This is a genomic window from Variovorax sp. GW821-FHT09A10, from assembly GCF_059418385.1.
The window spans coordinates 1,161,898-1,186,853 of the sequence record NZ_JBWKPT010000001.1 but is presented as its reverse complement, the minus strand read 5'-3'; the positions used below and the strand labels follow the sequence as shown (position 1 = coordinate 1,186,853).

The following is a 24,956-nucleotide window of genomic DNA, read 5'->3' as shown; positions in this document are numbered from 1 at the left end:
ACTGCTTTCTTTCAGCCGCTTTAGCTCAATTGGTAGAGCACCCGCCTTGTAAGCGGAAGGTCGTCAGTTCGATTCCGACAAGCGGCACCAAACAAAAAAGCCCGACAACGTCCTGCGTTGCCGGGCTTTTTCTTTGGCGGCGAAGGCGTCTTCTCAGACCTCCGCGCCTTCGACCAGAAAGCGCAACCGTCGCACCCCCTGCCACTCGTCCGCATCGAGCCGGAACGCCAGCTTCACGCGCGGCGGCAGCGGTTCGGTGTGGCTGAACCAGATCGCGTCGATGGGCTGGCCCTGGTGCTTGAGCTTCAGCGCCAGGTGCTTTTCGCCCACCAGCCGCTGCGACACCACCTCGACCTCCTCGCTGAAGGTGGGTGGCGCGAAGCCCTGGCCCCAGACCTCGCGGTGCAGCGTGTCGACCAGGTCGATGCGCATGTACTCGCGCGCGATCGGCCCGTCGGTTTCGATCTGGCGCGTGAGCGCGGCCTCGGCCAGCCATTCGCCGGCCACCTGGGCCAGCGCGCGCTCGAAGACGGGAAAGTGCTCGCGCGCCACGGTGCAGCCCGCGGCCATCGCGTGGCCGCCGAAGCGCAGCAGCACGCCGGGGTGGCGCTTGGCCACGAGGTCCAGCGCATCGCGCAGGTGAAAGCCCGGGATCGATCGGCCCGAGCCCTTCAGCTCCTGCTCCTTGCCCGGTGCCGCGCTGGCCGCGAACACGAAGGTCGGGCGATGGAAGCGGTCCTTGATGCGCGAGGCCACGATGCCCACCACGCCCTCGTGGAAGTCCGCGCCGAACACGCTGATGGCCGGCGGCGGTGCTTCCACGCCTTCGCCATCGGCCGCGAACAGCGACTCGGCCAGCAGCAGCGCTTGGTCGCGCATGCCGCCCTCGATGTCGCGTCGCTCGCGGTTGATGCCGTCGAGCATGCGCGCGAGTTCGTCGGCGCGGCCCGCGTCGTCGGTCAGCAGGCACTCGATGCCCAGCGTCATGTCGGCCAGCCGGCCGGCCGCGTTGATGCGCGGGCCGAGGGCAAAGCCGAAGTCGAAGGTGGTCGCGGCCGAGGCGGTGCGCCCTGCCGCCTTGAACAGCGCCGCCACGCCGGCCGGCATCGCGCCCGCGCGGATGCGGCGCAGGCCCTGCGCCACGAGGCGGCGGTTGTTGGCGTCGAGCTTCACCACGTCGGCCACGGTGCCCAGCGCCACCAGCGGCAGCAGCGCATCGAGCTTGGGCTGCGTGGCGGTGTCGAACACGCCGCGCGTGCGCAGTTCGGAGCGCAGCGCGAGCAGCACGTAGAACATCACGCCGACGCCGGCGATGCTCTTGCTTTCGAACTCGCAGCCGGGCTGGTTGGGGTTCACCATCACGTCGGCCAGGGGCAACTCGGGGCCGGGCAGGTGGTGGTCGGTCACCAGCACCTGCAGGCCGCGCGCCTTGGCGGCGGCCACGCCTTCGACGCTGGCGATGCCGTTGTCGACGGTGATCAGCATGTCGGCGCCAGCGTTGGCCACGCGCTCGGCGATCGGCGGCGTCAGGCCGTAGCCGTCCACCACGCGGTCGGGCACGAGGTAGCTCACGTTCTTGCCGCCCAGCAGGCGCAGGCCGCGCACGCCGACGGCACAGGCGGTGGCGCCGTCGCAGTCGTAGTCGGCCACGATGCACAGGCGCTTGTCCTGTGCGATGGCGTCGGCCAGCAGCACGGCGGCTTCGCGCGTGCCGCGCAGCGTGTCGGGCGGCAGCAGGCGCACGAGGCCGTCGTCGAGCTCGTCCTTGCCGCGCACGCCGCGCGCGGCAAAGAGGCGCGCCAGCAGCGGGTGCACGCCGGCCTGTTCCAGCGCCCAGACGGTGCGCGGCGGGATGTCCCGGGCAATGATCTTCATAGGGACTCCAGCACCTGCGTGGCGCGGTTGCGGTCGAACAGGCCCTTGGCCCAACGGGCGAGGCCGCGCGGTTGCACGGTGAAAAGCTGCGCGCCGCGGTCGCCGCACAGCGAGAGCGCCACGTCGGCGCCGCGCGTGAGGTCGGCGAGCAGGCCGGCGACGGCGCCCGCATCCAAGGCCTGCCAGGCGGCGGCCCAGGCCAGGCCGTCGTCGCGCAGCGCGGCGTCGCGCAGCGCGAGGTCGACGACCGGCGTGCGCGAAAGGGGTGGCGAGGGCAAGTCGCCGTCCTTCAGGACGCCGGTGCCGCTGAGCCAGAACGAATTGATCGGCGGCACGCCGCGCGCGGTGCGCTCGTCGTTCACGCGCTGCGTGTACAGCAGCATCTGCATCTCGTTCTGCAGCCGGCGCAGCGGCCGCGAGGCGTCGCCCAGCGGCGACCACTGCGAAATGGGGTACCCCACCGCGCGGTCGATGGAGGCCGTGGCCAGCCTGTCGAAGATGGGGGCGCGCGCGAGCCATCGGCCCGGCGTGTCGGAGGGGTGCAGCGCGATGCCGTCTTCCTCGAAGAACGGTTGCGCCACGGTCAGCAGGGCCATCGACTCGGCGGCGTCGATCTCGATGGCGCTCGGATCCCCCAGCGCCACGTCGTCGATGCCGACCTGCCAGTTGCACAGCGTCACCAGGCCCCAGGCCTCGGGGGCGCCGGGCGCGGCCAGGCCGGTCTTGCGGGCTTCGAGCGCGGCCCAGGGAATGCAGCCGTCGTCGGCGGGGGGCAGGCCCAGCGCGCGCGCCAGCGCGCGTTCGTGCGGCGGGGAGCGGGTGCTGTCGTCCTGCGTGTCGGTGTCGGCGAGCGTCAGGCGCAGCAGCAGGGTTTCGAGGTTCGGCAGCCGCAGGGTCGCGAGCGCCGCGCGGCAAGCCGGGGAACCGCGGCCGGCAAAGGGAATCAACAGATGACGTGGGAGAGGTTCGGCCATTTCCCTATTGTCCGGGATGCCACAATTCCACCGTATGACCTACCCCCTCGCTCCTCACCCCGAGTATTTGCCGCCCCCCGCGGGTGCGCCCATGCCCCTTGAGGCCACGGGGCGAGGCCGCTGATGCGATTCCCCTACGAACTGCAGCTCGGCTGGCGCTACACGCGCGCGGGCCGTGCCACGCGACGCAACGGCTTCATCTCCTTCATCTCCGGCGTGTCGATGCTCGGCATCGCGCTGGGCGTGGCGGCGCTGATCATCGTGCTCAGCGTGATGAACGGCTTCCAGAAGGAAGTGCGCGACCGCATGCTCAGCGTGGTCTCGCACATCGAGATCTTCTCGCGCGACGGCCAGGCCCTGCAGGACATCGACGCCATCATGGCCGACGCCCGCAAGAACCCCGAGGTGATCGGCGCGGCGCCTTTCATCAACACGCAGGCACTCATCGCGCGCGGCGAAGACATGAAGGGCGCCATCGTGCGCGGCATCGACCCCGCGCTGGAACCCGAGGTCACCGACACCGGCGGCATCGCCAAGGGCGGCACCTTCGACAAGCTGGTGCCGGGCGAGTTCGGCATCGTGCTGGGCATCGAGCTGGCGCGCTCCATGTTCGTGCAGCCCGGCGACCAGGTCACGCTGGTGGCGCCGGGCGGACAGGTCACGCCGGCCGGCGTGGTGCCACGCCTGAAGCAGTTCACCGTGGTCGGCGTGTTCGACTCGGGCCACTACGAGTACGACTCGGCGCTGGCGATGGTGCACGAGAAAGACGCCGCCAAGGTGTTCCGCCTCGAAGGCCCGACCGGCATCCGCCTCAAGCTGAAAGACCTGCATGAAGCGCGCGAGGTGGCCGACCAGCTCGCCGTCACGCTGCCGGGCCAGTTCCTCATCCGCGACTGGACGCGCCAGAACAAGACCTGGTTCGCGGCCGTGCAGGTCGAGAAACGCATGATGTTCATCATCCTCACGCTGATCGTCGCCGTGGCGGCCTTCAACCTCGTCTCGACGCTGGTGATGACCGTGACCGACAAGCGCGCCGACATCGCCATCCTGCGTACGCTGGGCAGCTCGCCGCGCAGCATCATGGCCATCTTCGTGGTGCAGGGCGCCATGGTGGGCGTGATCGGCACCGTGGGCGGCCTGCTGCTGGGCCTGGGCATTGCCTACAACATCGACGTGATCGTGCCCTTCCTGGAGCAGCTCTTCCACGCCAGCTTCCTGCCCAAGGACATCTACCTGATCAGCAAGATGCCGAGCGACCCGCAGCAAAGCGACATCATGCCGATCGCGATCATTTCCCTCATCCTGGCCTTCCTGGCCACGCTGTATCCGAGCTGGCGCGCCAGCCGTGTGAACCCCGCCGAGGCCCTGCGCTATGAGTGATGTTGTTCTCAAGGCCCGCGGCCTGACCAAGCGCTTCCACGAAGGCCGCATCGACCTCACCGTGCTGCACGGTGTCGACCTCGACGTACACGCCGGCGAAACGCTGGCCATCGTCGGCGCGTCCGGCTCCGGCAAGAGCACGCTGCTGCACCTCATGGGCGGGCTCGACGCACCCACCGCGGGCAAGGTCGAACTGCTGGGCAAGGACATCGCGCATGCCGATGCCGCCGAGCAGGGCCGCTTGCGCAACCACCACCTGGGCTTCGTCTACCAGTTCCATCACCTGCTGCCCGAGTTCAGCGCGCTCGACAACGTCGCGATGCCGCTGAAGATCCGTCGCGTCGAGGCCGGCGAAGCGTCGCAGGCCGCGGCCAAGATTCTTGCCAGCGTGGGCTTGGGCGAACGCCTGCACCACCGGCCGGCCGAGCTGTCGGGCGGCGAGCGCCAGCGCGTGGCGATTGCGCGCGCGCTGGTCACGAAGCCCGCCTGCGTGCTCGCTGACGAGCCCACCGGCAACCTCGATCGCAGCACGGCCGACGCCGTGTTCGCGCTGATGCTCGATCTTGCGCACCGGCATGGCACGGCTTTCGTGATGGTCACGCACGACCAGGACCTGGCCAAGCGCTGCGACCGCGTGCTGCAGCTGGTGGCGGGGCGGTTGGCGGGCTGAGTCTTTTGTCTTTCTCCCTCCCCTTCCGGGGGAGGGCAGGGGAGGGGGCTCGGCGGCCTTCAATGTCATGCAGCCTCGAAGGCCGCGCGGGCCCCCACCCCAACCTTCCCCCAGAGGGGGAAGGAGCTAAGGCAGAGACTCTTCGGTCTGCCGCGCACCCAGGGGCAACACGCACAGCACCTTCCCGCCCAGCGTCAGCACCAGGCCGAGCTGTCCGCCGATCTGCATCACCTGGCACACCGCGCGCGGCGCATCGGACTGGGGTGCCACCGCAGCCGACATGGCGAGCGCACGCAGCGGCGGCTGCCGCAGCATCGCGAACAGCGTGCGTGCATCGCAGTCGCGCAGGGCCTGCCTGTACAGATGGAAGAGCGCTTCCGGGCCGGCTTCTTCCCCGTCCTTGTCCTGGCGCAGCCGCAGCAACGCACGATGTGCCTGCTGCCGGCACGCCGCCTCGGTCTTGCCGCTGGCCTGTGCGATCTCCTTGAAGCTGGCCTCGAAGACCTCGCGCAACAGCAGCGCAGCACCGTCGGCGGGCGACAGCTTTGAAGCGAGCAGCCGCAGTGCACGTTCAACCGACTCGGCCTGCGCCGCATCGACTTCCGCCGACGATGCCTCAGGCGCATGCGCCTCGCCCGCATCGCGCAACCAGCGCCGCATCCAGTCCTCGCGCCGCAGCCGGTCGATGGCAAGGTTGCGCATCACCGTGGTCAGCCACGCCTGCGTCGATGCGGGCGCGGGCACATCACCGGCTTCGAGCGCGCGCAGGTAGGTGTCCTGCACCACGTCCTCGGCCTCGGCGTGCGTGCCCAGCAGCCGCGCCGCAGTGCGAACCAGCCGGCTTCGCAGCGCAGGCAATTGCGAGAGAGAGCGTTCGTCGAGCATCGGCGCAGCTTGCCACAGCAGGCGCAATGTCACGAAACTGTGGGCTTGTTCGTCAAGACAGTTCAACCACAGGAGCTTTCTTCATGCAGCCCATGTTTTCAACACTGGAAACCGACGACGACACACCGCCCGCGGCCACGGCCGAGCCGCGCAATTCCTACCTCGAGGAAAAGGCGTTCAAGTCGCGCACGCTGCTGATCTTCGGCAGCATCACCGACAGCGTGGCCGCCGATGTCACGCGCCGGCTCATCGCGCTCGATGCCGACAGCGGCGACAAACCCATCGACATCCTTGTGAGCTCGCCCGGCGGGCACCTGGAGTCGGGCGACGCCATCCATGACGTGGTGCGCTTCATCAGCGCACCGGTGCACATGATCGGCACCGGCTGGGTGGGCAGCGCGGCCACGCACCTGTTTCTCGCGGCCCCGCGCGAGCGCCGCGTGTGCCTGCCCAACACGCGCTTTTTGATCCACCAGCCCAGCGGCGGCGCGGGCGGACAGGCGACCGACATCGCGATCCAGGCGCAGGAAATCATCAAGGCCCGCCAGCGCATCGCGCACGAGATCGCGCGCGAAACCGGCAAGCCCATCGACGTGGTGCTGGCCGACATCGAGCGCGACCGCTGGCTGTCGGCCACGGAGGCCGTGGAGTACGGGCTGGTCTCACGCATCATTCAGCGCAAGACCGAGTTGCGGCCCGCCTGATCAGGCCTTGGGCTTGTAGGCGACGACGTCGATCTCGACCTTCGCATCGACCATGAGGCGCGCCTCGGTGGTCGAGCGTGCCGGCTTGTTTTCACCGAAGTAGCTCATGTAGACGCGGTTGAAGGCACCAAAGTCGCGCGCGTCGTGCAGCCAGACGGTGCTCTTGCACACGTCGTCGAGCGTGGCGCCGGCCAGCGCGAGCACGGTCTTCAGGTTCTCCATCACCTGGCGCGTCTGCACCTCGATGCCGCCGGCCACGATCTCGCCCTGCGCGTTGGCGGGCACCTGGCCCGACACGTAGACGAAATCGCCCGCGCGCACGGCGGGGGAGAAGGGGCGGGCCTGGCGGTCGGAAGCGATGGGCGGGGCGCCGAGGTATTCGAGGGGCATGGGAACTCCTGGGAGTGAGAGGGTTGAGTGGGGCGGGTGAGGGCCGCAGTATCCATCCGATTTGAAAGATTTTTTCAGAATAACCCCTCAACAAGGGTTAACACGGATGATTTGGCATGAAGTCTGCTTCAAAGTCCGGACCAGAAAGAAAATTTCTTTCATAAATCAGTCCGCCCCATGAAGGAGTTCTCCATGTCTCACGCCGGTCTTGTCCAGCGCCTGCCCCGCCTGTCGAAGCGCAGCCTGCTGGGAGCTTCCCTGCTCGCGATGCTGTGTGCCGCACTGCCTCACCCCAGCGCCCACGCGCAGGGCCCGCGCAACTTCGCCACGCTGGCGATGGTGGCCGAGCCGCAGACGCTCGACCCGATGGCCTCCACGGCCGACCTGGTCGGAACGATCATGCAGCACGTGTACGAGACGCTCTACACCTTCGACGCCAAGTGGAACGTGGTGCCGATGCTGGCCGAGGGCATGCCCAAGATCTCGGCCGACGGCAAGACCTACGCCATCACGCTGCGCAAGGGCGTGGCGCTGCACAACGGGCGCGAGCTCACGGCCGACGACGTGGTCGCCAGCCTGCAGCGCTGGATGGACCAGTCGCCGCGCGGCAAGGCCGTGGGCAAGGAAATCGAGAGCCTCAAGGCCAAGGGCCAGCTGGGCGTGGAAATCGTGCTGAAGGCGCCGTATGCGCCGCTGCTGTCGCAGCTCGCGCTGCCCAGCGGCATGGCGGCCATCATGGCCAAGGATTCCATCGCTTCGCCGCTGAAAGACTTCGTCGGCACCGGCCCCTACAAGTTCAAGGAGCGCCGCCCCGACCAGTTCGTGCTGCTCACGCGCTTCGACAAGTACGCGGCGCGCAAAGAGCCCGCGAGCGGCTACGGCGGCAAGCGCGAGGCGGCCATCGAAGAACTGCGCTTCGTGCCTGTGCCCAACGCCAGCACCCGCGTCGAAGGCGCGCTGGCCGGCCAGTACGACTTTGCCGATCTGCTGCCGGTGGAAGCCCTGCCGCGCCTGGAGAAGGCCGGCGGCAAGACGCTGCCGATCATGACGCCGTCGTTCGGCTTCCCCTACCTCGTGCTCAACACCAAGGAAGGCGTGGCCGCCAACCCGGCGGTGCGCCAGGCCGTGCAGACCGCGCTGGGCCAGGGCGAGATGCTCGCGGCCGGCTTCGGCGACACGCGCTTCTTCGTGGCCGAGGCCAACCACTTCCCCAAGGGCTCGCCGTTCTACTCGGCGGCCGGCGCCGACCAGTACAACCAGCGCAACGCCACCAAGGCGAAGGACGCTGCGGCCAAGGCCGGCTACAAGGGCGAGCCGATCCGCGTGCTCACCAGCCGCCAGTACGACTTCCACTACAACATGTCGCTCCTGATGGCCGAGCAGCTCAAGCGCGCCGGCTTCAAGGTCGACCTCAACGTGGTCGACTGGGCCACGCTGGTGCAGCGCCGCAACGACCCGAAGCTGTGGGACATCTACGTGACCCACTCGGGCCAGTTCCCCGAACCCATGCTCTCGCCGCCGCAACTGGGCGACGGCGCGCCCGGCTGGTGGGATTCGCCCGCCAAGAAGGCGGCGCTCAGCGCCTTCAACACCGAGAGCGATCCGGCCAAGCGCGGCGCGCTGTGGGGCAAGGTGCAGCAGGTGGTGTACGACGAGGTGCCCTACATCAACGTCGGCAAGTTCAACGGCCTCTCGGCCAAGAGCCCGGCGCTGGACAACTACCAGCCCGCGACCTGGCCGTTCTTCTGGAACGCGAAGATCAAGTAAGGCTGCAAGCACCGCCATGCCGTCGCGTCGTCAACTTCTGCAAGTCAGCGCACTGGCCTCCGGCCTCGGCGCCCTCGGACTCCAACCATCCATGGCCACTCCCGCTCAAGCCACCACTTCGAGCCCCGTGTACGCCTACGTCGGCACCTACAGCGACGGCGGCAAGCCGTGGCGCGGCGGGCGCGGCCTGGGCGTGCACCAGTTCGTGGTGGACGGCGCGACCGGCGCCCTCAAGCCCATCCCCGGTGCACCCCCGGCCGTGGCCAGCGCGGGCAGTGATGCCAAGCTGCGCAACCCGGCCTCGCTGGCACGCCACCCGACGCTGCCGATGCTCTACGCGGCCAACGAATTCGAGGCCGGCTCCGTCTCGGCCTTTCGCATCGGCGCGAACGGCGCGCTGTCGTTCGTGGCCGAGATGCCCTGCGGCGGCAAGGACCCGGCGCACCTGAGCGTGCACCCCGACGGCCGCTTCGTGTTCACCGCCAACTACGCCAGCGGCGACGTCAGCGTGATCGCGCTGCGCACCGATGGAAGCTTCGACACCGACCGCGCCGCCGTCGTCTACAAGGACGTCGCCGCCTGCGGCGCCGCCACGCCCTGCAAGCCCGGCGCCGACGTGGTGCCGCTGGCCGCACGTTCGCACGAAGGCTTTGCCACCAGCGACCACGACGGCCCGCACGCCCACATGGTGCAGGCCGACCCAGCCGGCAACTTCGTGCTCGTGGCCGACCTGGGGCTGGACCGCGTCATCTCGTACCGCTTCGACCGCGCCACCGGCGTGCTGAGCCAGCCGAGCACGGTGGCCGTGTCCGAGAGCTCGGGCGCGCGCCACTTCGCCTTCCACCCGAACGGCAAGTGGGTCTACCTCGTGAACGAAGAGGCCTCGACCATCGCCTTCCTGCGCTACGACGGCGCCACCGGCGTGCTCACGCTGGTGAGCGAAACCTCGGCGCTGCCCGCCGGCTTCAAGGGCACCAGCTACGCCTCGGGCATCCGCATGCTGCCGGGCGGCACGCACTTCGTGTCGCTCAACCGGCTGCACGATTCGATCTCGATCTTCAAGATCGATGCGCGCACCGGCGCACCCACGCTCGTGCGCGAGGAGTGGACGCGCGGCAACTACCCGCGCAGCTGCACGCTCGAGCCCAGCGGGCGCTTTCTCTACGTGTGCCACAACAAGCAGGGCGACAACGTGACCATCTTCCGCGTGAAGAAGAACGGCGACGTGCAGTTCACCGGCCAATACGTGGCCGTGGGCAGCGCCGCCGCCATCGAGTTCTCGTCATGATCAAGAGCGCATCGCTTCGCTACATCGCCTCGCGCGCGGGCGGCATGCTCATCGTGCTGGCCCTGGTGGCCGTGCTGGTCTTCGTGCTCACGCGCGCCGCCTCGGGCGACCCCATCTCCGTGCTGCTGGGCGACCAGGCCACCGCCGCCGACATCGCCCGCGTGCAGAAGGACTACGGCCTGGACAAACCCCTGCCCGTGCAGTTCGGCTACTGGCTGCGCGAAGTGCTGCAGGGCAACCTGGGCACCTCGATCTTCCTGCAGCGTCCGGTCACGCAGGCACTGTGGGAGCGCGCCGAGCCCACCACCTTGCTCGCGCTGCTGGCCGTGGCCATCGCCGCGCTCATCGGCGTGCCCTGCGGCATCGTCTCGGCCGTGTTCCGCGGGCGCGTGGTCGACCAGTTCTTCACCGGCATCGCCATGCTGGGCGCCAGCATCCCCAGCTTCTGGCTGGGCATCGTGCTGATCCAGATCTTCGCGGTGTCCTTCGGGTGGTTCCCGGTGTCGGGCTACGGCGCGCCCGATGCGCCGTTTGCCGAGCGGCTGCATGCGCTGGTGCTGCCGGCCACCGTGCTGGGCCTCTTGAACTCCGCGCTCATCATCCGCTTCACGCGCGCCTCGATGCTCGACGTGCTCGGCGAAGACTACGTGCGCACCGCACGCTCCAAGGGCCTGAGCGAGAAGGTCGTCGTCTTGAAGCACGCACTGCGCAACGCATTGGTGCCCATCGTCACGGTGATCGGCCTCACGGTCGCGCTGATGATCGGCGGCGCCGTCATCACCGAGACCGTGTTCGGCCTGCCCGGCGTCGGCAACCTCGTGGTCAACGCCGTGCTGCGGCGCGACTACCCCGTCATTCAAGGCGCGCTGCTCGTGATTGCCGCGATCTATGTGCTCATCAATTTCTCGATCGACCTGCTTTACGCCGTCGTCGATCCGCGCGTGAAGGTCTGAACGATGCGCATGCCTCGAATGCTCCGCCAGCTGATGCACCGCCGCATCGTGATGGTGTCCGCCCTGGTGCTGCTGGTGATCGCCATCATGGCCATCGGCGCGCCGCTGGTCGCCTCGGCCGACCCCAACGACACCGCCGTGCTGCAGCGCCTGAAGGCGCCCAGCGCCGAACACCTGCTCGGAACCGATGAACTCGGGCGCGACATGTATTCGCGCATCGTGCATGGCGCGCGCTACTCGCTGGCCATTGCGGCGCTCACGGCGCTGGGCGCGGTCATCGCCGGCACCGTGCTGGGCCTCATGGCTGGCTTCTTCCGCCGCCTCGATGCACCCTTGATGCGCGTGGTCGACGCCATGATGTCCTTCCCCGACATCCTGCTGGCCATCGCGCTGGTGGCCATCCTCGGGCCGTCGCTGATGAACACCGTGCTCGCGCTGGTGCTGGTCTACACACCGCGTGTCGCACGCGTGGTGCGGGCCTCGACGCTGGTGGTGCGCGAACTGCTCTTCGTGGAGGCCGTGCGGGCCCTGGGCGTGCGCACCTCGCGCATCCTGTGGCGCCACATCCTGCCCAACCTGATGTCGCCGATCCTCGTGCAGGTGTCGTTCATCTTTGCCTACGCGATCCTGGCCGAGGCGGGCCTGTCGTTCCTCGGCGTGGGCGTGCCGCCCGAGATCCCCACCTGGGGCACCATGGTCGCGGGCAGCCAGCAGTACGCGCACCAGGCCTTCTGGGTCGTGCTGTTCCCGGGGCTGGCGATCATCTTCACGGCGCTGTCGCTGCAGCTGCTGGGCGATGGCGTGCGCGACCTGCTCGATCCGAAGCTCAAGAAGACCTCGTGATGACGAACGCGAACAACACCCCACGGCTCACGGTCACCAACCTGAGCACGAGCTTCCCCACCGAAGATGGCCTGATCCGCTCGGTGGCCGACGTGAGCTTCTCGATTCAACCGGGCAAGACGACCGCGCTGGTCGGCGAGTCGGGCTCGGGCAAGTCGGTCACCAGCCTCACGCTGATGCGCCTGCTGCCCAAGACCGCCAACGCGCAGGTCAGCGGCAGCGCCTCGTTCGTCACGCGCGAGGGCAAGACGCTGGACCTGCTGCAGATCGGCGAGCGCGAGATGCGCTCGCTGCGCGGCAACCAGCTGTCGATGATCTTCCAGGAGCCCATGACCAGCCTGAACCCGGTGTTCACCATCGGTGAGCAGATTGCCGAGAGCGTGCGCCTGCACAAGGGGCTCGATCGCAAAGCGGCCTTGGCCCATGCGCTGCGCATGCTGGAACTGGTCGAGATTCCCGCCGCGGCGCAGCGCATCCACGAGTACCCGCACCAGCTGTCGGGCGGCATGCGCCAGCGCGTGATGATCGCGCTGGCCATGGCCTGCGACCCGACGCTCTTGATCGCCGACGAGCCCACCACCGCGCTGGACGTGACCATCCAGGCGCAGATCCTGGAGCTGATGCGCCGGCTGCAGGCCGAGACGGGCATGAGCATCCTGTTCATCACGCACAACCTGGGCGTGGTGGCGCACCATGCCGACGACGTGGTGGTCATGTACTCGGGCCGCGTGGTCGAGCGTGCGCCGGTGCGGCCGTTGTTCGCACAGCCCGAGCATCCGTACACGCAGGGCCTGCTGGCCTGCCTGCCGGGCAAGGCGCGGGTTCCCGGGCAACCGAAGCCCAAGCGCCTGTTCGCGATTCGCGGGCAGGTGTCGAGTCCGCTCGCGCCGCCGCCCGGCTGCGCCTTCGAGCCGCGCTGCGACCAGGCACTGGCGAGCTGCAAGGACGCGATGCCGCCGCTGATCGACATCCGCCAGGACCGCCAGGCCCGCTGCATTCGCGTGCAGCCCGATGCCCAACTCGCGAGGGTCGCATGACGAGCGCACTGCCTGGCGTGTTACTCCTTCCCCTTCCGGGGGAAGGCTGGGATGGGGGCAAGCGGCGTTCGTTCGGCGCAGTGCTTCATCCCGTGCCGTCGTGCCCCCACCCCAACCCTCCCCCGGAAGGGGAGGGAGCTAAAACCAAAAGCCCACGATGACCACCGTTTCTCCCCTCATCGAAGTCCGCGGCCTCAAGAAATACTTCGGCAGCAGCGAGCGTCCCGTGCGCGCAGTCGACGACGTTTCCTTCGCGATCCACCCCGGCGAGACCCTCGGCCTGGTCGGCGAATCGGGCTCGGGCAAGAGCACCATCGGGCGCACCGTGCTGCGCCTGGTCGAGCGCACCGAGGGCCAGGTGCTGTACCGCGGCGACGACATCGGCGGCCTCTCCGGCGAGCGCATGCGCAAGCTGCGCAGCAAGCTGCAGATCATCTTCCAGGACCCGTACGCCAGCCTGAACCCGAAGATGCGCATCAGCGCCATCCTGGGCGAGGCGCTGTCCACGCACGGCCTGCACAAGGGCGCGGCGGCACGTGACAAGCGCATCGCCGAGCTGCTCGAAACCGTGGGCCTGCGCCCCGAGCATGCGAGCCGCTTCCCGCACGAGTTCTCGGGCGGCCAGCGACAGCGCATCGGCGTGGCCCGCGCGCTGGCCGTGGAGCCCGAGTTCATCGTGGCCGACGAGCCGCTGTCGGCACTCGACGTGTCGATCCAGTCGCAGGTCATCAACCTGCTGGCCGACCTGCGCGAGCGGCTGGGCCTGACCATGCTCTTCATCTCGCACGACCTGGACGTGGTCGAGTACCTGTGCGACCGCGTGGTGGTGCTGTACCTGGGCAAGGTGATGGAAGTCGCCACCACCGAGGAGCTGTTCGCGAACCCCTCGCACCCCTACACCCAGGCGCTGCTGGCCGCGAGCCCGAAGCCCGACCCCGAGCTGGCCACCGAGCGCATCGCACTGAAGGGCGACATTCCCAGCCCGATCTCGCCGCCCTCGGGCTGCGTGTTCCGCACGCGCTGCCCGCATGCCATCGAGGCCTGCGCGCAGACGGTACCGCCGCTTGAGGAGATTTCCACAGGACACTACAGCGCCTGCATCCGCAAAGAACTGCTCTCCAACATCGCCGTTGCACGACCATGACCGACACCGTTTCTGCCACCCAAGACTTCATCGACCCGCTGCTCAGCGACCGTTTCAAGGGCTACCCGCGCACCCAGCCGCCGCGCCTGCGCAGCGAAGTCGGCGCCGCCGGCTGGAACGTGCTGGCCGGCGACCTGCCGCTGCCGCTGGCCGTGCTCAAGCGCGAGGCGCTCGAACACAACCTCCAATGGATGCAATCGCGCGTGCGCGAATGGGGCATCGACCTCGCACCGCACGGCAAGACCACCATGTCGCCGCAGTTGTTCCAGCGCCAGCTCGACGCCGGCGCCTGGGGCCTGACCTTTGCCACCGTCACGCAGCTGGCCGTGGGCGTGGCCGCCGGCGCGCGCCGCACGCTGATCGCCAACCAGGTCGTGAGCGACGAAGACCTCGCGGGCATCCAGCTGCTGCTGGCCGACCATGCGGACCTGCGCATCGTGTTCCTGGTCGACTCGCTCGCGCAGCTGGCGCTGATCGAAGACTGGTCGAAGCGCCATCCCGCCAGCGTGCCCTTCGAGGTCATGCTCGAGATCGGCGTGCAGGGTGCACGCACTGGCTGCCGCACGCACGACGAAGCCATTGCGCTCGCCACGCGGGTGCGCGCCAGCGACGCGGCCAAGCTCGTGGGCATCGAGACCTATGAAGGGCAGGGCGCCACCGGCGAAAGCGGGCCCGACACGGCCTACGCCACCACGCTGATGGACCGCGTCGAAGCTGTGGCGCGCCACTGCGACACGCACCAGCTCTTCGAGACCGACGAGGTGCTGGTCTCGGCCGGCGGCTCGGCCATCTTCGACCTCGTGGCCGGACGCCTGAAGCCCGCGCTGGGTGCGCCGGTGCGCGGCCTGCTGCGCTCGGGCTGCTACGTCACGCACGACCATGGCTTCTACAAGCGCATGGTGAGCGTGGTCGACGAGCGCCTGGGCTGTGAGTGCGGCGAGGGCCTGACACCCGCGATGGAAGTCTGGGCCAACGTGCAGTCGCGGCCCGAGCCGGGCCTGGCGATCCTGTCGGTGGGCAAGCGCGACATCTCCTTCGACCTGTCGATGCCCGTGCCGATCGCACGCGCAGCGCGCGGCGCGTTGCAGCCCCAGGGCGTGCCCGCCGGCTGGAAGATCACCGCGCTGAACGACCAGCACGCCTACCTGCGCTGGGACGAGAGCGAAGAGGCGCAAGCACCGGTCGTCGGCGACCGCGTGGGCCTGGGCATCTCGCACCCCTGCACCACCTTCGACAAGTGGCACTGGATGCCCGTGGTCGAGAACGACTACCGCGTGAGCGACGCCGTCGCCATGCACTTCTGAAAATGCACCGATGACGCCCTCCTTGCTCCAGAGAATCGCCGAGGCGCGTGGCGATGCGCCGGCCACGCGGCGCGCGATTCTCGACCTGATCCTCGAAGACCCCGACCGCGCGCTCGAAGAGAGCTTCGAGCAGCTGGCCGAGCGCTCGCGCAGCTCGGTGCCCACCATCATGCGCACCTGCCGCGACCTCGGCTTTGCCGGGCTGCGCGAGTTCAAGCTCGCGCTCGCGCAGGAGCTGGCGCTCGGCGGTTCGCCGCTGCACCGCCGCGTCAACATCGAAGACGCCGCCGACGAAGTGGTCAGCAAGATCGCGCGCAGCGCCGCGGCTTCGGTCTCGGGCGTGCGCGGCCAGCTCGACATGCAGGTGCTCGACGGCGCCGTGCGCGCCATCGCCGCCGCACCGCACGTCGACCTGTACGGCGCAGGCGCCACCTCGTGGTTCATGGCGAACGACCTGCAGGCGCGGCTGTTCCGCCTCGGCCTCTCGGCCAACGCCTGGGCCGACTACCACCTGCAGCAGGTGGCCGGCGCGGCGCAGCGTCCGGGTGGCGTGGTCATCGCCATCTCGCACGTGGGCGGCATGCCCTCGCTGCTCGACGCGGTCGACATCGCGCGCGGGCAGGGCGCGAAGGTGGTCGCGCTCACGCGGCCGGGCACGGCGCTCGCGGCCAAGGCCGACTTCCTCATCGGCCTGTCGGTGCCTGACGATGCCGTGATGCACGTGGGCATCGACGCCTACCTCACCCACCTCACCGTCATCGAGATCCTCACCGTGCTGGTGGCGCAGCACCGCGGCGAGCCCGCCGTGCAGCGCCTGCAGCGCGCACGCGAGGCTTTCCAGCGCCACGGCATCGACGCCACCACGCACCCGCTGCAGAGCTGGGACGGCGGCGGCATCAACGCAAAAAAGGGAGACGGCGAATCATGAGCAACGCACCCGCCGTGCTGCTCGAAGCCGGCCTCGTGGTCGACGGCTCGGGCGGCCCTTCGTGGCCCGGCGACGCGCTGTTGCAGGGCGACCGCATCCTCGCGCTGGGCGAAGGCCTGCGCACGCGGCTGCCTGCAGGGCTGGACATCGCCGACATCGACGTGGTCGACTGCCGCGGCAAGGTGATCGCGCCCGGCTTCATCGACGCCCACACGCACGACGACGCCATCGTGCTGCGCGACCCGCTGTGCCTGCCCAAGGTGTCTCAGGGCATCACGACGGTGGTCACGGGCAATTGCGGCATCTCGCTGGCGCCGTACCGTACGCCGCAGTCGAAGCCGCCGCTCACGCTGCTGGGCGCGGAGTCGTTCAAGCACGCGACCATGGCCGAGTACCGCGCGGCGGTCGATGCGGTGCAACCGGCACTCAACGTGGCAGCCCTCGTGGGCCACACCACGCTGCGCTTCGCGGCGATGCAGGCGCTCGACCGGCCCGCTGATGGCGACGAACTCGCGCGCATGGAGGCGCTGCTCGACGACTGCATGGCCGCGGGCGCGCACGGCATGTCGTCGGGCCTGTTCTACGAAGAAGCCTTTGCGGCGCCGGCCGAAGAGGTCACCGCGCTCGCGCGCGTCGTGGCGCGCCACGGCGGCGTGTATGCCACGCACCTGCGCAGCGAGATGCAGCAGATCATCGAGGCGCTGCACGAGGCCGGCGACTCGGCCTTCAACGCCGGCGTGCCGCTGGTCATCTCGCACCACAAGTGCGCCGGTCCTGCGAACTGGGGCCGCACGAAGGAGACGCTGCCGCTGATCGAGGCGCTGTCGCGGCGCCAGTCGATCGCGATGGACGTCTACCCGTACGTGGCCGGCTCCACCGTGCTGCGCGAAGACCTGGTGGACGGTGTCATCGACGTGCTGCTGACCTGGTCCGACCCGCACCCCGAAATGACCGGCCGCCTGCTCTCCGACATCGCGCGCGAGTGGGGCACCACCGAGCAGGAAGCCTGCCTGCGGCTGAAGCCCGGCGGCGCCTGCTACTTCCAGATGCAGGAAGAAGACGTGGAGCGCGTCATTGCGCACCCGCTCACCATGATCGGCAGCGACGGCCTGCCGCACGACCGCCATCCGCACCCGCGCCTGTGGGGCGCGTTCCCGCGCGTGTTCGCACGCTACTGGCGCCAGCGCAAGCTCTTCACGCTGGAGCAGGCGGTGCACAAGATGACGGGCATGACGGCGCGGAACCTGCGCATCGCCGATCGCGGCCTGCTGCGCGTCGGCACCATGGCCGACGTGGTGGTGTTCGACCCCGAGACCATCACCGACACCGCGACCTACGACAAGCCGCATGGCGTGAGCGTCGGCGTCGAGCGCGTGTTCGTGAACGGCGTGCTGGCCTACCGCGGTGGCGAGGGCGAAGCGAAGGTGCTGGCGCGCGCGGGGCGGATGCTCACGCGCGGACGCTAGGGATCAGGCAAACACCAGGCAGACGGGCGCGGGCACCTGCGCCACCTGCACCGGCTGGTCCAGCCTGCCGCTGGCCGGGTCGATGCGCAAGCGCAAGAGGGTGTCGCCCTTCTGGCTGAGCGCGTAGAGGTGGCTGCCGCCCGGCGCCATCGCCAGCGCACGCGGAAAGCGCAGGCCCTCGCTCCAGTGCTGCAACGGTGTCAGCGCGCCGTTGCTCGGGTCGATGCGGAACGCGGCGATGCTGTCGGCCATCGGGTGGTCCGACTTCAGCCGGCGGTTGCTTGCGTAGAGAAACTGCCCCGAGGGGTGCATCACCAGCGCCGCCGCGTTCTTCTGGCCGGCGTAGCCCTCGGGCACGGTCGAGACGCGCTGGCGCTGTTCCCCGACCTTGCCGCTCGCCGCGTCGTAGCCGAAGCCGGCAACCGTGGCGTCGAGTTCGTTCACCACGTACAGGAAGCGCTGCGATGGATGCAGCGCGAGGTGGCGCGGGCCGCTGCCGGGCGCGACGGCCGTGCGGCCGAGCAGGGACAGCTGGCCGTCGGCGAGCGTGAACGCGTTGATGCGGTCGGTGCCCAGGTCGGTGGCGAGCAGGCGCTGGCCCGTGCCGTCGAACAGAACCATGTGCGGATGCGGCGACTCCTGCCGCTCGGCGTCGAGGCCTGACCCGGTTTCCTTCTCGATGCCCGAGACCTTGCCCAGCCTGCCGTCCGCCTCGATGGGCAGCACGTTGTAGGCGCCGCCGCCGTACAGCGCCACGGCCAGCGCACGGCCGTCGGGCGACACGGCCAGGTGCGCGGGGACCACGCCCGAGAGCGAGAGCGGCTGGCGGTTGAGCAGCGTCAGGCGCCCGTCGTTCGCATCGATCGCATAGGCCTCGGCCGTGCCGGTGGGCAGGCCCAGGTAGGCGTCGATCTCGTTGATCGCGTAGAGGAAGCGACGGCTCGGGTGCACCGCGAGGAACGAGGGGTTCGCGCTCGCGACGGCCTGCACCGGCGTCCAGCTGCCGTCCCGGATCGCGAGCACGTAGATGCCCTTCGACGCCGGGCCGCCGGCGGTGCCGCCCGGCGCGTCGCTGGTGTAGGTGCCGACGTAGGCGAAACGGGGTGCGGGCAGGGTGCTGGCGACTGCGCTGCTTGCAGTCTCGGGCGTCTGCGCACTGGCGGGGGCCAGTGGTGTCAATGCGCCGAGCGCGGAGGCACCACCGATCCACTGCATGACGGCGCGGCGGTTCCGACCGGGCTGGCTGGGACTGTGTGTCATGGGTTCTTTCCTCTCGTGCAAGGGTTCAGGGCCGCACCGACATGGCATGGTGAAAGATGTTGTTCGGGTCGTAACGCCGCTTCACTTTCCGAAGGAAGGCGTAGAGCCCCTGGTCCCCGTAATAGAGCTGCGGCCAGAACGGGTGCGCCAGCATGTCGTTGTCCGGGTAGTTGATGTAGCAGCCCTCGTAGCGCTCGCCGGGGTAGGGCGTGCCGGCAAAGCGCTCGGGCACGTCGGGCGTGCCGTACACGTCGCGGTAGAAATCGCCGATCCAGCGCAGGTGGCCCGCATCGTCCGCCGCGCTGCGCCAGTAGGTCTGGTACTGCAGCTTCATGATCGATGCGCGCTGCGGCACGGCGGTGTCCTCGATGCGCTCGGGCTTGTTGATCGCGCCGCCATAGGAGTCGACCTGCACCAGCGACTGGCTCAGGTCGATGCCGGGCATCGTGCGCGTGAGGTGCGTGTAGATGCGCTGCGCCTCGCGCGCGGTGAAGTTGCGCTTCATGTAGGCCGACTTGTACTTGCCGCGCTGGTTCTCGCCCGAGCCGTTGAGGTACTGCGTGGCCGTGAGCCAGTCGTAGCGCGTCACGGTGTGCGGCTTGGAACACAGCAGCTGCCCCGTGTCTTGCCGCGGCGCCGGGCCCACGCCGGGCGTGCGGCCCTTCAGCGGCACGGGCGTGCAGGCGCGAAACCGGTCGAGAAAGTCGTGGAGCACCGTGAGGTCGTTGCAGGTGCCGTCGGGGTTGCAGAACTGCGTGAGCATCACGATCTGGCCCGACGAGCGGTGCGTGAGCTTGAGCAGCGAGAACATGCCCCAGGTGTCGGGCGAGGTGCCGCGCGTGGCCCAGTAGTCGCCGTAGATGGCGAGCAGCTGGGCGAAGCGCGCGGGCGTCATGCTGGCCCAGTCGAACGCGACCACCGCGAGCGCCACCTCGCGCGGCGCGGTCGGCAGGGTGTCGAACACATAGCTGGTGATCGCGCCGAAGTTGCCGCCGCCCGCGCCGCGACAGGCGCGGAACAGGTCGGGCTCGCGGGCGGCATCCACGGTGCGCGGCACGACCTTGCCGCGCGCATCGACCGTGAGGATGTCCACCGCCGAAAGCCAGTCGACCGTGAGGCCCTGCAGGCGCGACAGCAGCCCATAGCCGCCGCCGCAGATGTGCCCGCCCGCGCCCACCGAATAGCAGGAGCCGCCGGGCAGCGTGACGTTGTGCTGCTTGTACAGCTCGAGGTAGCCGTTCCAGTTCTGCGTGCCGGGCGCGACGCGGTAGCGGCCGTCGCCCTTGCGCTCGGCACTGGCCTGCGTGAGCAGGCTCAGGTCGAGGATCGCACCGCCGGGGTTGTTGGAGACGAAGTCTTCATAGCAATGCCCGCCGCTGCGCACCGTGGGCCGCCGGCCCGCATCGACGATGCGCTGCAGCGCGGCGGCGGCATCGTCTGCGTTCTCCACCAGCTCGATGCGCGATGCCGCATCCGAATCAACGGAAGGCCATCGCAGGTTGAAGCCTTTCTTCAGGGTGTTGTAGCGCGGATCCTGGCGTGTCACGGTGATGGTCATGGGCACTTTCTGAAGGACGCCGTGCGACGGCGGTAAGACGAAAGAAGGATGCGAAACCTGGGGCGTGTCTTACGCGCGGGTATTCATTTGCAAGGCCGGCCGGAAATGGAAGCGTTATGTCTTATCTCCAGCAGGCCGTGCGGAATGCCGCACGATGGCGCTCATCTTGCCGTCAATTTCGAGCGCGTCGCACCCCCTCGAAAGCATGTGGGTTTCGCGTCACGAACACCACATTCGGCGCGCAAGAAAGGGCGCGCAGAAGGCGCCTGCGATCTCAGCGTGCGCCTGCCGCGGCTTCGTCTTCCGGCTGTGCCTGGAACATCCGCGTGAAGTCGCAGCACGCCTGCGCCAGCATCACGATCGACGACGTGAGCGCGCTGCGGTGCTCGCCCTTGTGCATGGCGACGTAGCGCACCACGGGCAGCGCGGGCGTCACGTCGAGCACCTCGAGCATGCCGGCGTCGACCAGCGGCGCGAGGCATTCGCGCGGCAGGTAGCTCACGCCCAGGCCCGACACGGTGAGGCCCGTGAGCGCCACGAGGTTGCTCACCACGATCGCGTTGGCGGGCTGCACGCCCTGGTCCTTCATCCATGCGTCGTAGGCGCGGCCGGTGCCCGAGTTGTTGCCCTGCACCAGCATGCGGTGGCGCGCCAGGTCGTGCAGGCGCACGGTGCCACCGGCCTGCACCACGCCGGGCTTGCACATCCACGCGCTCTTCACCCGGCCGATGACCTTGCTCTGCATGCGCGAGTCGGCGAAGGTGTGGGGCACGATGACCACGTCGAGCTCGTCGGCCAGCAGCTTGTCGCGCAGCTGCAGGCTGTCGTCCACGTCGGGCTCGAGGATCACCTTGGGGTAGTGCTGCTGGATCAGGCCGACCAGGCGCGGCAGCCACGTCATCGCGGTGAGCTCGGTCACGCCCAGGCGGATGCGCCGCTCCACCACGCCGGGCTTGCCGAACTGCTCGACGGCGGCGTCGCGCTGGTCGAGCAGCTTCCTGGCGAGCACGAACATCTCCTCGCCCTTCTCGGTGAGGCGCGCCGTGCGCTGGCTGCGGTCGAACAGCTCGGTGTCGAACAGCTGCTCCAGCTCGTGCACGCGCTTGGAGATGGCCGACTGCGAGGTGTGCAGCTGGTTGGCCGCCTGCGCGAAGCCGCCCAGCCGGGCGATCCAGTACAGGGCTTCGAGTTGCTTGAAGGTCATCACGGCGGGCGGCTCCTGAAAGAAAGAACGCTTTTCTTCATGCGATTCGATCACAAAAAATCGCTTTTAGAAATTCATCGGGACGCAGAAGATGCGCGCCAGGCCACCGTCATTGCAACCCAAGGAACACACCATGGACTTCAAACTGCCTCTTGCTTCGGCACTCGCCCTTGTTTTTGCCTGCGGCGCCGCCAGCGCACAGGACGCCGGCACGCTGCGCAAGATCAAGGACAGCGGCACGATCCAGATCGGCGCGCGCGACAGCCAGATCCCGTTCTCGTACAAGCTCAGCGCCGACAGCGCGCCCATCGGCTTCACCAACGACATCTGCCTGAAGATCGTCGACGCCGTGAAGGCCAAGCTGGGCCTGCCGAAGATCGAGGTGCGCTACACCATGCTCAACTCGACCAACCGCATCCCGCTGCTGCAGAACGGCACCGTGGACCTGGACTGCGCGACCACCACCAACACCACGCAGCGCCAGGCGCAGGTCGACTTCGCGCCCAGCCACTTCGTCACCAACATCACGGCCGCCGTGAAGAAGAGCTCGGGCATCAACGCGCTGCCCGACCTCAACGGCAAGAACGTGGCCACCGTCTCGGGCAGCACCTCGATCCAGCTGCTGCGCGGCGCGCGCAAGAGCGGCACCATCGAGGTGAACGAGATCGCGGGCAAGGACACCTCCGACGGCTTCCTTCTGCTGTCCACCGGCCGCGCCGATGCCTACGTGCTCGACGACGTGCAGCTGGCCGGCATGATCGCCAGTTCCACCAACCCGGGCGACTACAAGATCCTCAAGGAGTCGCTGCGCCAGGAGCCCTACGGCATCATGCTGCGCAAGGACGACCCCGAGTTCAAGGCGCTGGTCGACGAGACCGTCAACGGCCTCATGAAGTCGGGCGCCATCGAGCAGCTGTACACCAAGTGGTTCCTCTCGCCGATCCCGCCGCGCAACGCGAACCTGAACTTCCCGATGACGGACGCGGTGCGCGAGATCTACAAGAACCCCAACAACAAGGGCGTCTGACACCATGGCAGCCACACGTGCGGACCTGCCCCGAGGCGAGCTCCTTTCCGATGCGCTGATGCGCCAGGTGCGCGAGCGCTTCCTGGGCATCGAACGCGACCACCACGGCCGCGAGCGCCTGTACTTCGACAACGCCGGCGGCTCGTTCCGGCTCAAGGCGGCGGTCGAGCGCTTCGCGCAGGTCGACGCCATTCCCGACAACGCCGAGCGCATCCACGCCACCGCCGTCGAGCTGCAGGCCATGCAGGCGCGTGGTGCCGACGACCTGCGCACCATCCTCAACGCCACCGGCGGCAGCGTGTACCCCTCGCTCACCGCCTCGGGCGCGATGTTCGACATGGTGCGCGCGGTGGCCGAGAACGTGCCGGGCACGAACATGGTCACGACCGCGCTCGAGCACCCCTCGGCCTTCGACGCCATGCGCCTGTATGCGGAGCGCCTCGGGCGCGAGCTGCGCGTGGCCAGGAGCAACCCCGTCACCGGCGGTGTCGACGTGGACGCCATCGTGGGGCTGGTCGACGAGAACACCTGTGTGCTCAACGTGATCCATGCGTCGAACATCTCGGGCGCCAAGCTCGACATGGCGGCCATCGTGCGGCGCGCGCGCGAGATCAAGCCCGACCTGTACATCCTCGTCGATGCCGTGCAGCACGCGCCGCACGGTGTCATCGACCTGCAGCAGACGCCGGTGGACGGCATCAACCTTGCGCCGTACAAGTTCTTCGGCTGCCGCGGCTCGGGCTTCTCGTGGATGTCGGAGCGCGCGGCTGCATTGCCGCACCACAAGCTGGCCGGCAAGAAGCCCGGCCACTGGGAGCTGGGCAGCTCGGCGCCGTGGCAGTTCGCGGTGCTCACCGAAATCGTCGACTACGTGGGCTGGCTCGGCGGCCACTTCACCGATGCGACCGACCGCCGGGCGCGCTTCGTGGCGGGCATCGAGCGCATCGAGCTGCACGAGCGCGCGCTGCTGGCGACGCTGCTCGACGGCACCGCGCAGACGCCGGGCCTGCGCGCGCTCGATGGCGTGCAGGTGTTCCTCGACCACGAAGACTTGACGCAGCGCGACCTGATCCTGGGCATCGGCTTCGACGGGCTCGACTGCACGCAGGCCGTGGTGGAGTACGGCCAGCGCGGCGTCACGGTGTACGAGCGCGTGGCCAGCAGCATCTACTCGAAGCGGATGCTCGAATCCTTCGGGCTCGAAGGCACCGTGCGCGTGTCGCCGCTGCACTGCCACACGGTGGGCGAGATGGAGGCCTTCCTGCGCGTGACGCGCGAGATTGCCGACGCTTTCACGCCTGCAATCAGCGCGGCGTAGGGCGCGCCAGCGCCGCGCAGGCCGGCGTGTCGTTCGCCTGCCGCAGGTAGGCGAGCAGGTCGGCGCGCTCCCGCGGGTCGGGCACGCCGTCGTAGGTCATGCTGCTGCCCGGCACCATCGCGAGCGGAGCGCTGAGGAAGCGGTCGAGCGTCTTGTCGTTCCACACGATGCGCGACTTCTTCATCGCCTCCGAGTACGCGAAGCCCGGCACGCTGCCGGCGAGCCGGCCGAACAGGCCGCAGTGGCGCGGCCCGACCCGGTCGGTGGCCAGCGCGTGGCAGGCCTGGCAGCGCGCGTAGACCTGTTCGCCGCGCACCGCGTCGGGCGTTGCGGCAGCCGCACAGGCCCATGCGGCCAGCAGGCTCGCAGCGAGCCCGCGCGCCGCACGGCTCACGACACGAACGCCGAAGGCACCGGCGCCTCGCCGAGTGCCTGGCGCAGCACGGCCCAGTGCATCGCCTCGTCGCCGAGGATGCTGGCCGCGGCCTTCGACAGCTCGCGGTGGCCGAACAACGGCACCGCGCCCAGGTAGGCGCTCACGGCGCCTTGCTCGAGCTTCGCCGCGAAGCGCAGCACATCGGCCTGCGACTTGAGCTGTTCCACCGGGAAGTCGTAGCGCGCCTTGGCCGCGACGGCCTTGCCGCCGAGCTTCGCGATGGTCTTGGCCAGCACGTCCGCATGTTCCTTGTGGTGGCCCTGGAAGGTCACGGCGAGGTCGAGCACGGGCTTCTCGAGCAGCGTGCTTTCCGCGCCGAGCTGGTAGGCCGCGATGGCCTCGAGCTCGGCGCCGAGCGCGGTGTTGAGGATCTGCACGTCGTTGCCGGTGGCGCCGCCGCTCTTCGCGGCGAGCGCGTCGCGCCCCGCCAGCAGTGCCACGGCGGCGCCCGACAGCATCAGGCCGGAGTGGCCGAGAAAGGCGCGCCGCGCGGCGGCCGGGGTGGGCATCAGGAAAAAGGACATGGTGGGGTCTCCTCGGGGGTG

At 69.0% G+C, this 24,956-nt stretch carries 23 protein-coding genes and 1 tRNA gene; 15 read left to right on the top strand and 9 right to left on the bottom strand.

Annotated features, from left to right (window positions below; genetic code table 11):
- The first annotated feature begins 14 nt into the window (after window positions 1-14).
- A tRNA-Thr gene (locus tag AC07Q9_RS05695) sits at window positions 15-90 on the top strand.
- A 63-nt stretch (window positions 91-153) separates the two neighbouring features.
- Here the strand turns inward: AC07Q9_RS05695 and recJ are convergent.
- Complete coding sequence (recJ, locus tag AC07Q9_RS05690; RefSeq protein ID WP_495307921.1) at window positions 154-1,875, bottom strand: single-stranded-DNA-specific exonuclease RecJ; 1,722 nt, start codon at window positions 1,873-1,875, stop codon at window positions 154-156.
- Entirely contained in the window at window positions 1,872-2,849 is a 978-nt protein-coding gene (locus AC07Q9_RS05685; RefSeq protein WP_495307919.1) for a hypothetical protein, read from the bottom strand. The genes recJ and AC07Q9_RS05685 overlap by 4 nt, the downstream gene beginning before the upstream one ends.
- 123 nt (window positions 2,850-2,972) lie before the next feature.
- Here AC07Q9_RS05685 and AC07Q9_RS05680 point away from each other — a divergent pair, with 123 nt between their 5' ends.
- Both AC07Q9_RS05680 and lolD read left to right on the top strand, forming a co-directional pair.
- Window positions 2,973-4,229: a lipoprotein-releasing ABC transporter permease subunit gene (locus AC07Q9_RS05680; RefSeq protein ID WP_062473701.1), complete on the top strand. Its 1,257-nt coding sequence runs from the start codon at window positions 2,973-2,975 to the stop codon at window positions 4,227-4,229.
- Window positions 4,222-4,899 carry a lipoprotein-releasing ABC transporter ATP-binding protein LolD gene (gene lolD / locus AC07Q9_RS05675; protein WP_101490942.1) on the top strand — a complete coding sequence of 226 codons (678 nt, stop codon included), beginning with the start codon at window positions 4,222-4,224 and terminating at the stop codon, window positions 4,897-4,899. Before AC07Q9_RS05680 ends, lolD begins: the two co-directional genes overlap by 8 nt.
- 126 nt (window positions 4,900-5,025) lie before the next feature.
- Here lolD and AC07Q9_RS05670 read toward each other — a convergent pair whose 3' ends face one another.
- Window positions 5,026-5,817 (bottom strand): sigma-70 family RNA polymerase sigma factor, encoded by a 792-nt coding sequence (locus AC07Q9_RS05670; protein ID WP_495307916.1) that lies wholly within the window; start codon window positions 5,815-5,817, stop codon window positions 5,026-5,028.
- Window positions 5,818-5,867: 50 nt separating this feature from the next.
- Between AC07Q9_RS05670 and AC07Q9_RS05665 the strand changes: the two genes are divergently transcribed.
- Window positions 5,868-6,488, top strand: a complete 621-nt coding sequence (locus AC07Q9_RS05665; RefSeq protein WP_369644561.1) for an ATP-dependent Clp protease proteolytic subunit — start codon at window positions 5,868-5,870, stop codon at window positions 6,486-6,488.
- On the opposite strand, the gene AC07Q9_RS05660 is transcribed toward AC07Q9_RS05665, so the two are convergent.
- Window positions 6,489-6,878, bottom strand: coding sequence for a RidA family protein (locus tag AC07Q9_RS05660; RefSeq protein WP_062473709.1), 390 nt, complete (start codon window positions 6,876-6,878; stop codon window positions 6,489-6,491).
- A 192-nt stretch (window positions 6,879-7,070) separates the two neighbouring features.
- Here AC07Q9_RS05660 and AC07Q9_RS05655 point away from each other — a divergent pair, with 192 nt between their 5' ends.
- From AC07Q9_RS05655 to AC07Q9_RS05615, 9 genes are all read left to right on the top strand, one after another.
- Window positions 7,071-8,645 (top strand): ABC transporter substrate-binding protein, encoded by a 1,575-nt coding sequence (locus AC07Q9_RS05655; protein ID WP_495307914.1) that lies wholly within the window; start codon window positions 7,071-7,073, stop codon window positions 8,643-8,645.
- Between the two features lie 91 nt (window positions 8,646-8,736).
- A complete protein-coding gene (locus tag AC07Q9_RS05650) occupies window positions 8,737-9,933 on the top strand; it encodes a lactonase family protein (protein WP_495307912.1) in 1,197 nt (398 codons plus the stop codon).
- Window positions 9,930-10,886, top strand: coding sequence for an ABC transporter permease (locus AC07Q9_RS05645; protein ID WP_095743846.1), 957 nt, complete (start codon window positions 9,930-9,932; stop codon window positions 10,884-10,886). The genes AC07Q9_RS05650 and AC07Q9_RS05645 overlap by 4 nt, the downstream gene beginning before the upstream one ends.
- Before the next feature lie 3 nt (window positions 10,887-10,889).
- Window positions 10,890-11,729, top strand: a complete 840-nt coding sequence (locus AC07Q9_RS05640) for an ABC transporter permease (protein ID WP_095746729.1) — start codon at window positions 10,890-10,892, stop codon at window positions 11,727-11,729.
- Window positions 11,729-12,766: an ABC transporter ATP-binding protein gene (locus AC07Q9_RS05635; protein ID WP_495307909.1), complete on the top strand. Its 1,038-nt coding sequence runs from the start codon at window positions 11,729-11,731 to the stop codon at window positions 12,764-12,766. Before AC07Q9_RS05640 ends, AC07Q9_RS05635 begins: the two co-directional genes overlap by 1 nt.
- 157 nt (window positions 12,767-12,923) lie before the next feature.
- Window positions 12,924-13,910 (top strand): ABC transporter ATP-binding protein, encoded by a 987-nt coding sequence (locus tag AC07Q9_RS05630; protein ID WP_495307907.1) that lies wholly within the window; start codon window positions 12,924-12,926, stop codon window positions 13,908-13,910.
- Window positions 13,907-15,214 (top strand): amino acid deaminase, encoded by a 1,308-nt coding sequence (locus AC07Q9_RS05625; RefSeq protein WP_495307905.1) that lies wholly within the window; start codon window positions 13,907-13,909, stop codon window positions 15,212-15,214. The genes AC07Q9_RS05630 and AC07Q9_RS05625 overlap by 4 nt, the downstream gene beginning before the upstream one ends.
- A 10-nt stretch (window positions 15,215-15,224) precedes the next feature.
- Window positions 15,225-16,142: a MurR/RpiR family transcriptional regulator gene (locus AC07Q9_RS05620; protein WP_070064119.1), complete on the top strand. Its 918-nt coding sequence runs from the start codon at window positions 15,225-15,227 to the stop codon at window positions 16,140-16,142.
- Window positions 16,139-17,608, top strand: a complete 1,470-nt coding sequence (locus tag AC07Q9_RS05615; RefSeq protein WP_495307903.1) for an N-acyl-D-amino-acid deacylase family protein — start codon at window positions 16,139-16,141, stop codon at window positions 17,606-17,608. The genes AC07Q9_RS05620 and AC07Q9_RS05615 overlap by 4 nt, the downstream gene beginning before the upstream one ends.
- A gap of 3 nt (window positions 17,609-17,611) precedes the next feature.
- Here AC07Q9_RS05615 and AC07Q9_RS05610 read toward each other — a convergent pair whose 3' ends face one another.
- From AC07Q9_RS05610 to AC07Q9_RS05600, 3 genes are all read right to left on the bottom strand, one after another.
- Window positions 17,612-18,868 (bottom strand): lactonase family protein, encoded by a 1,257-nt coding sequence (locus AC07Q9_RS05610; RefSeq protein ID WP_495307901.1) that lies wholly within the window; start codon window positions 18,866-18,868, stop codon window positions 17,612-17,614.
- A 25-nt stretch (window positions 18,869-18,893) separates the two neighbouring features.
- Window positions 18,894-20,426 carry an FAD-binding oxidoreductase gene (locus AC07Q9_RS05605; protein ID WP_495307899.1) on the bottom strand — a complete coding sequence of 511 codons (1,533 nt, stop codon included), beginning with the start codon at window positions 20,424-20,426 and terminating at the stop codon, window positions 18,894-18,896.
- 274 nt (window positions 20,427-20,700) lie between these two features.
- Window positions 20,701-21,630 (bottom strand): LysR family transcriptional regulator, encoded by a 930-nt coding sequence (locus AC07Q9_RS05600; protein WP_493194664.1) that lies wholly within the window; start codon window positions 21,628-21,630, stop codon window positions 20,701-20,703.
- 133 nt (window positions 21,631-21,763) lie between these two features.
- On the opposite strand from AC07Q9_RS05600, the gene AC07Q9_RS05595 reads away from it, so the two are divergent.
- The gene (locus AC07Q9_RS05595; RefSeq protein ID WP_307584189.1) at window positions 21,764-22,657 is read left to right on the top strand and encodes an amino acid ABC transporter substrate-binding protein; all 894 of its coding nucleotides are present in this window, start codon (window positions 21,764-21,766) and stop codon (window positions 22,655-22,657) included.
- A gap of 4 nt (window positions 22,658-22,661) precedes the next feature.
- Entirely contained in the window at window positions 22,662-23,975 is a 1,314-nt protein-coding gene (locus tag AC07Q9_RS05590) for an aminotransferase class V-fold PLP-dependent enzyme (protein ID WP_495307896.1), read from the top strand.
- Here the strand turns inward: AC07Q9_RS05590 and AC07Q9_RS05585 are convergent.
- Both AC07Q9_RS05585 and AC07Q9_RS05580 read right to left on the bottom strand, forming a co-directional pair.
- Window positions 23,962-24,369: a c-type cytochrome gene (locus AC07Q9_RS05585; protein ID WP_495307894.1), complete on the bottom strand. Its 408-nt coding sequence runs from the start codon at window positions 24,367-24,369 to the stop codon at window positions 23,962-23,964. The two genes, AC07Q9_RS05590 and AC07Q9_RS05585, sit on opposite strands and share 14 nt — an antisense overlap.
- Window positions 24,366-24,935 (bottom strand): ferritin-like domain-containing protein, encoded by a 570-nt coding sequence (locus AC07Q9_RS05580; protein ID WP_495307891.1) that lies wholly within the window; start codon window positions 24,933-24,935, stop codon window positions 24,366-24,368. The genes AC07Q9_RS05585 and AC07Q9_RS05580 overlap by 4 nt, the downstream gene beginning before the upstream one ends.
- Window positions 24,936-24,956: the final 21 nt, after the last annotated feature.

Coding starts and splice junctions, on each gene's coding strand:
- recJ (WP_495307921.1), bottom strand. CDS start 1,875: ATGAAGATCATTGCCCGGGACATCCCGCCGCGCACCGTCTGGGCGCTG.
- AC07Q9_RS05685 (WP_495307919.1), bottom strand. CDS start 2,849: ATGGCCGAACCTCTCCCACGTCATCTGTTGATTCCCTTTGCCGGCCGC.
- AC07Q9_RS05680 (WP_062473701.1), top strand. CDS start 2,973: ATGCGATTCCCCTACGAACTGCAGCTCGGCTGGCGCTACACGCGCGCG.
- lolD (WP_101490942.1), top strand. CDS start 4,222: ATGAGTGATGTTGTTCTCAAGGCCCGCGGCCTGACCAAGCGCTTCCAC.
- AC07Q9_RS05665 (WP_369644561.1), top strand. CDS start 5,868: ATGCAGCCCATGTTTTCAACACTGGAAACCGACGACGACACACCGCCC.
- AC07Q9_RS05660 (WP_062473709.1), bottom strand. CDS start 6,878: ATGCCCCTCGAATACCTCGGCGCCCCGCCCATCGCTTCCGACCGCCAG.
- AC07Q9_RS05655 (WP_495307914.1), top strand. CDS start 7,071: ATGTCTCACGCCGGTCTTGTCCAGCGCCTGCCCCGCCTGTCGAAGCGC.
- AC07Q9_RS05650 (WP_495307912.1), top strand. CDS start 8,737: ATGGCCACTCCCGCTCAAGCCACCACTTCGAGCCCCGTGTACGCCTAC.
- AC07Q9_RS05645 (WP_095743846.1), top strand. CDS start 9,930: ATGATCAAGAGCGCATCGCTTCGCTACATCGCCTCGCGCGCGGGCGGC.
- AC07Q9_RS05640 (WP_095746729.1), top strand. CDS start 10,890: ATGCGCATGCCTCGAATGCTCCGCCAGCTGATGCACCGCCGCATCGTG.
- AC07Q9_RS05635 (WP_495307909.1), top strand. CDS start 11,729: ATGACGAACGCGAACAACACCCCACGGCTCACGGTCACCAACCTGAGC.
- AC07Q9_RS05630 (WP_495307907.1), top strand. CDS start 12,924: ATGACCACCGTTTCTCCCCTCATCGAAGTCCGCGGCCTCAAGAAATAC.
- AC07Q9_RS05625 (WP_495307905.1), top strand. CDS start 13,907: ATGACCGACACCGTTTCTGCCACCCAAGACTTCATCGACCCGCTGCTC.
- AC07Q9_RS05620 (WP_070064119.1), top strand. CDS start 15,225: ATGACGCCCTCCTTGCTCCAGAGAATCGCCGAGGCGCGTGGCGATGCG.
- AC07Q9_RS05615 (WP_495307903.1), top strand. CDS start 16,139: ATGAGCAACGCACCCGCCGTGCTGCTCGAAGCCGGCCTCGTGGTCGAC.
- AC07Q9_RS05610 (WP_495307901.1), bottom strand. CDS start 18,868: ATGACACACAGTCCCAGCCAGCCCGGTCGGAACCGCCGCGCCGTCATG.
- AC07Q9_RS05605 (WP_495307899.1), bottom strand. CDS start 20,426: ATGACCATCACCGTGACACGCCAGGATCCGCGCTACAACACCCTGAAG.
- AC07Q9_RS05600 (WP_493194664.1), bottom strand. CDS start 21,630: ATGACCTTCAAGCAACTCGAAGCCCTGTACTGGATCGCCCGGCTGGGC.
- AC07Q9_RS05595 (WP_307584189.1), top strand. CDS start 21,764: ATGGACTTCAAACTGCCTCTTGCTTCGGCACTCGCCCTTGTTTTTGCC.
- AC07Q9_RS05590 (WP_495307896.1), top strand. CDS start 22,662: ATGGCAGCCACACGTGCGGACCTGCCCCGAGGCGAGCTCCTTTCCGAT.
- AC07Q9_RS05580 (WP_495307891.1), bottom strand. CDS start 24,935: ATGTCCTTTTTCCTGATGCCCACCCCGGCCGCCGCGCGGCGCGCCTTT.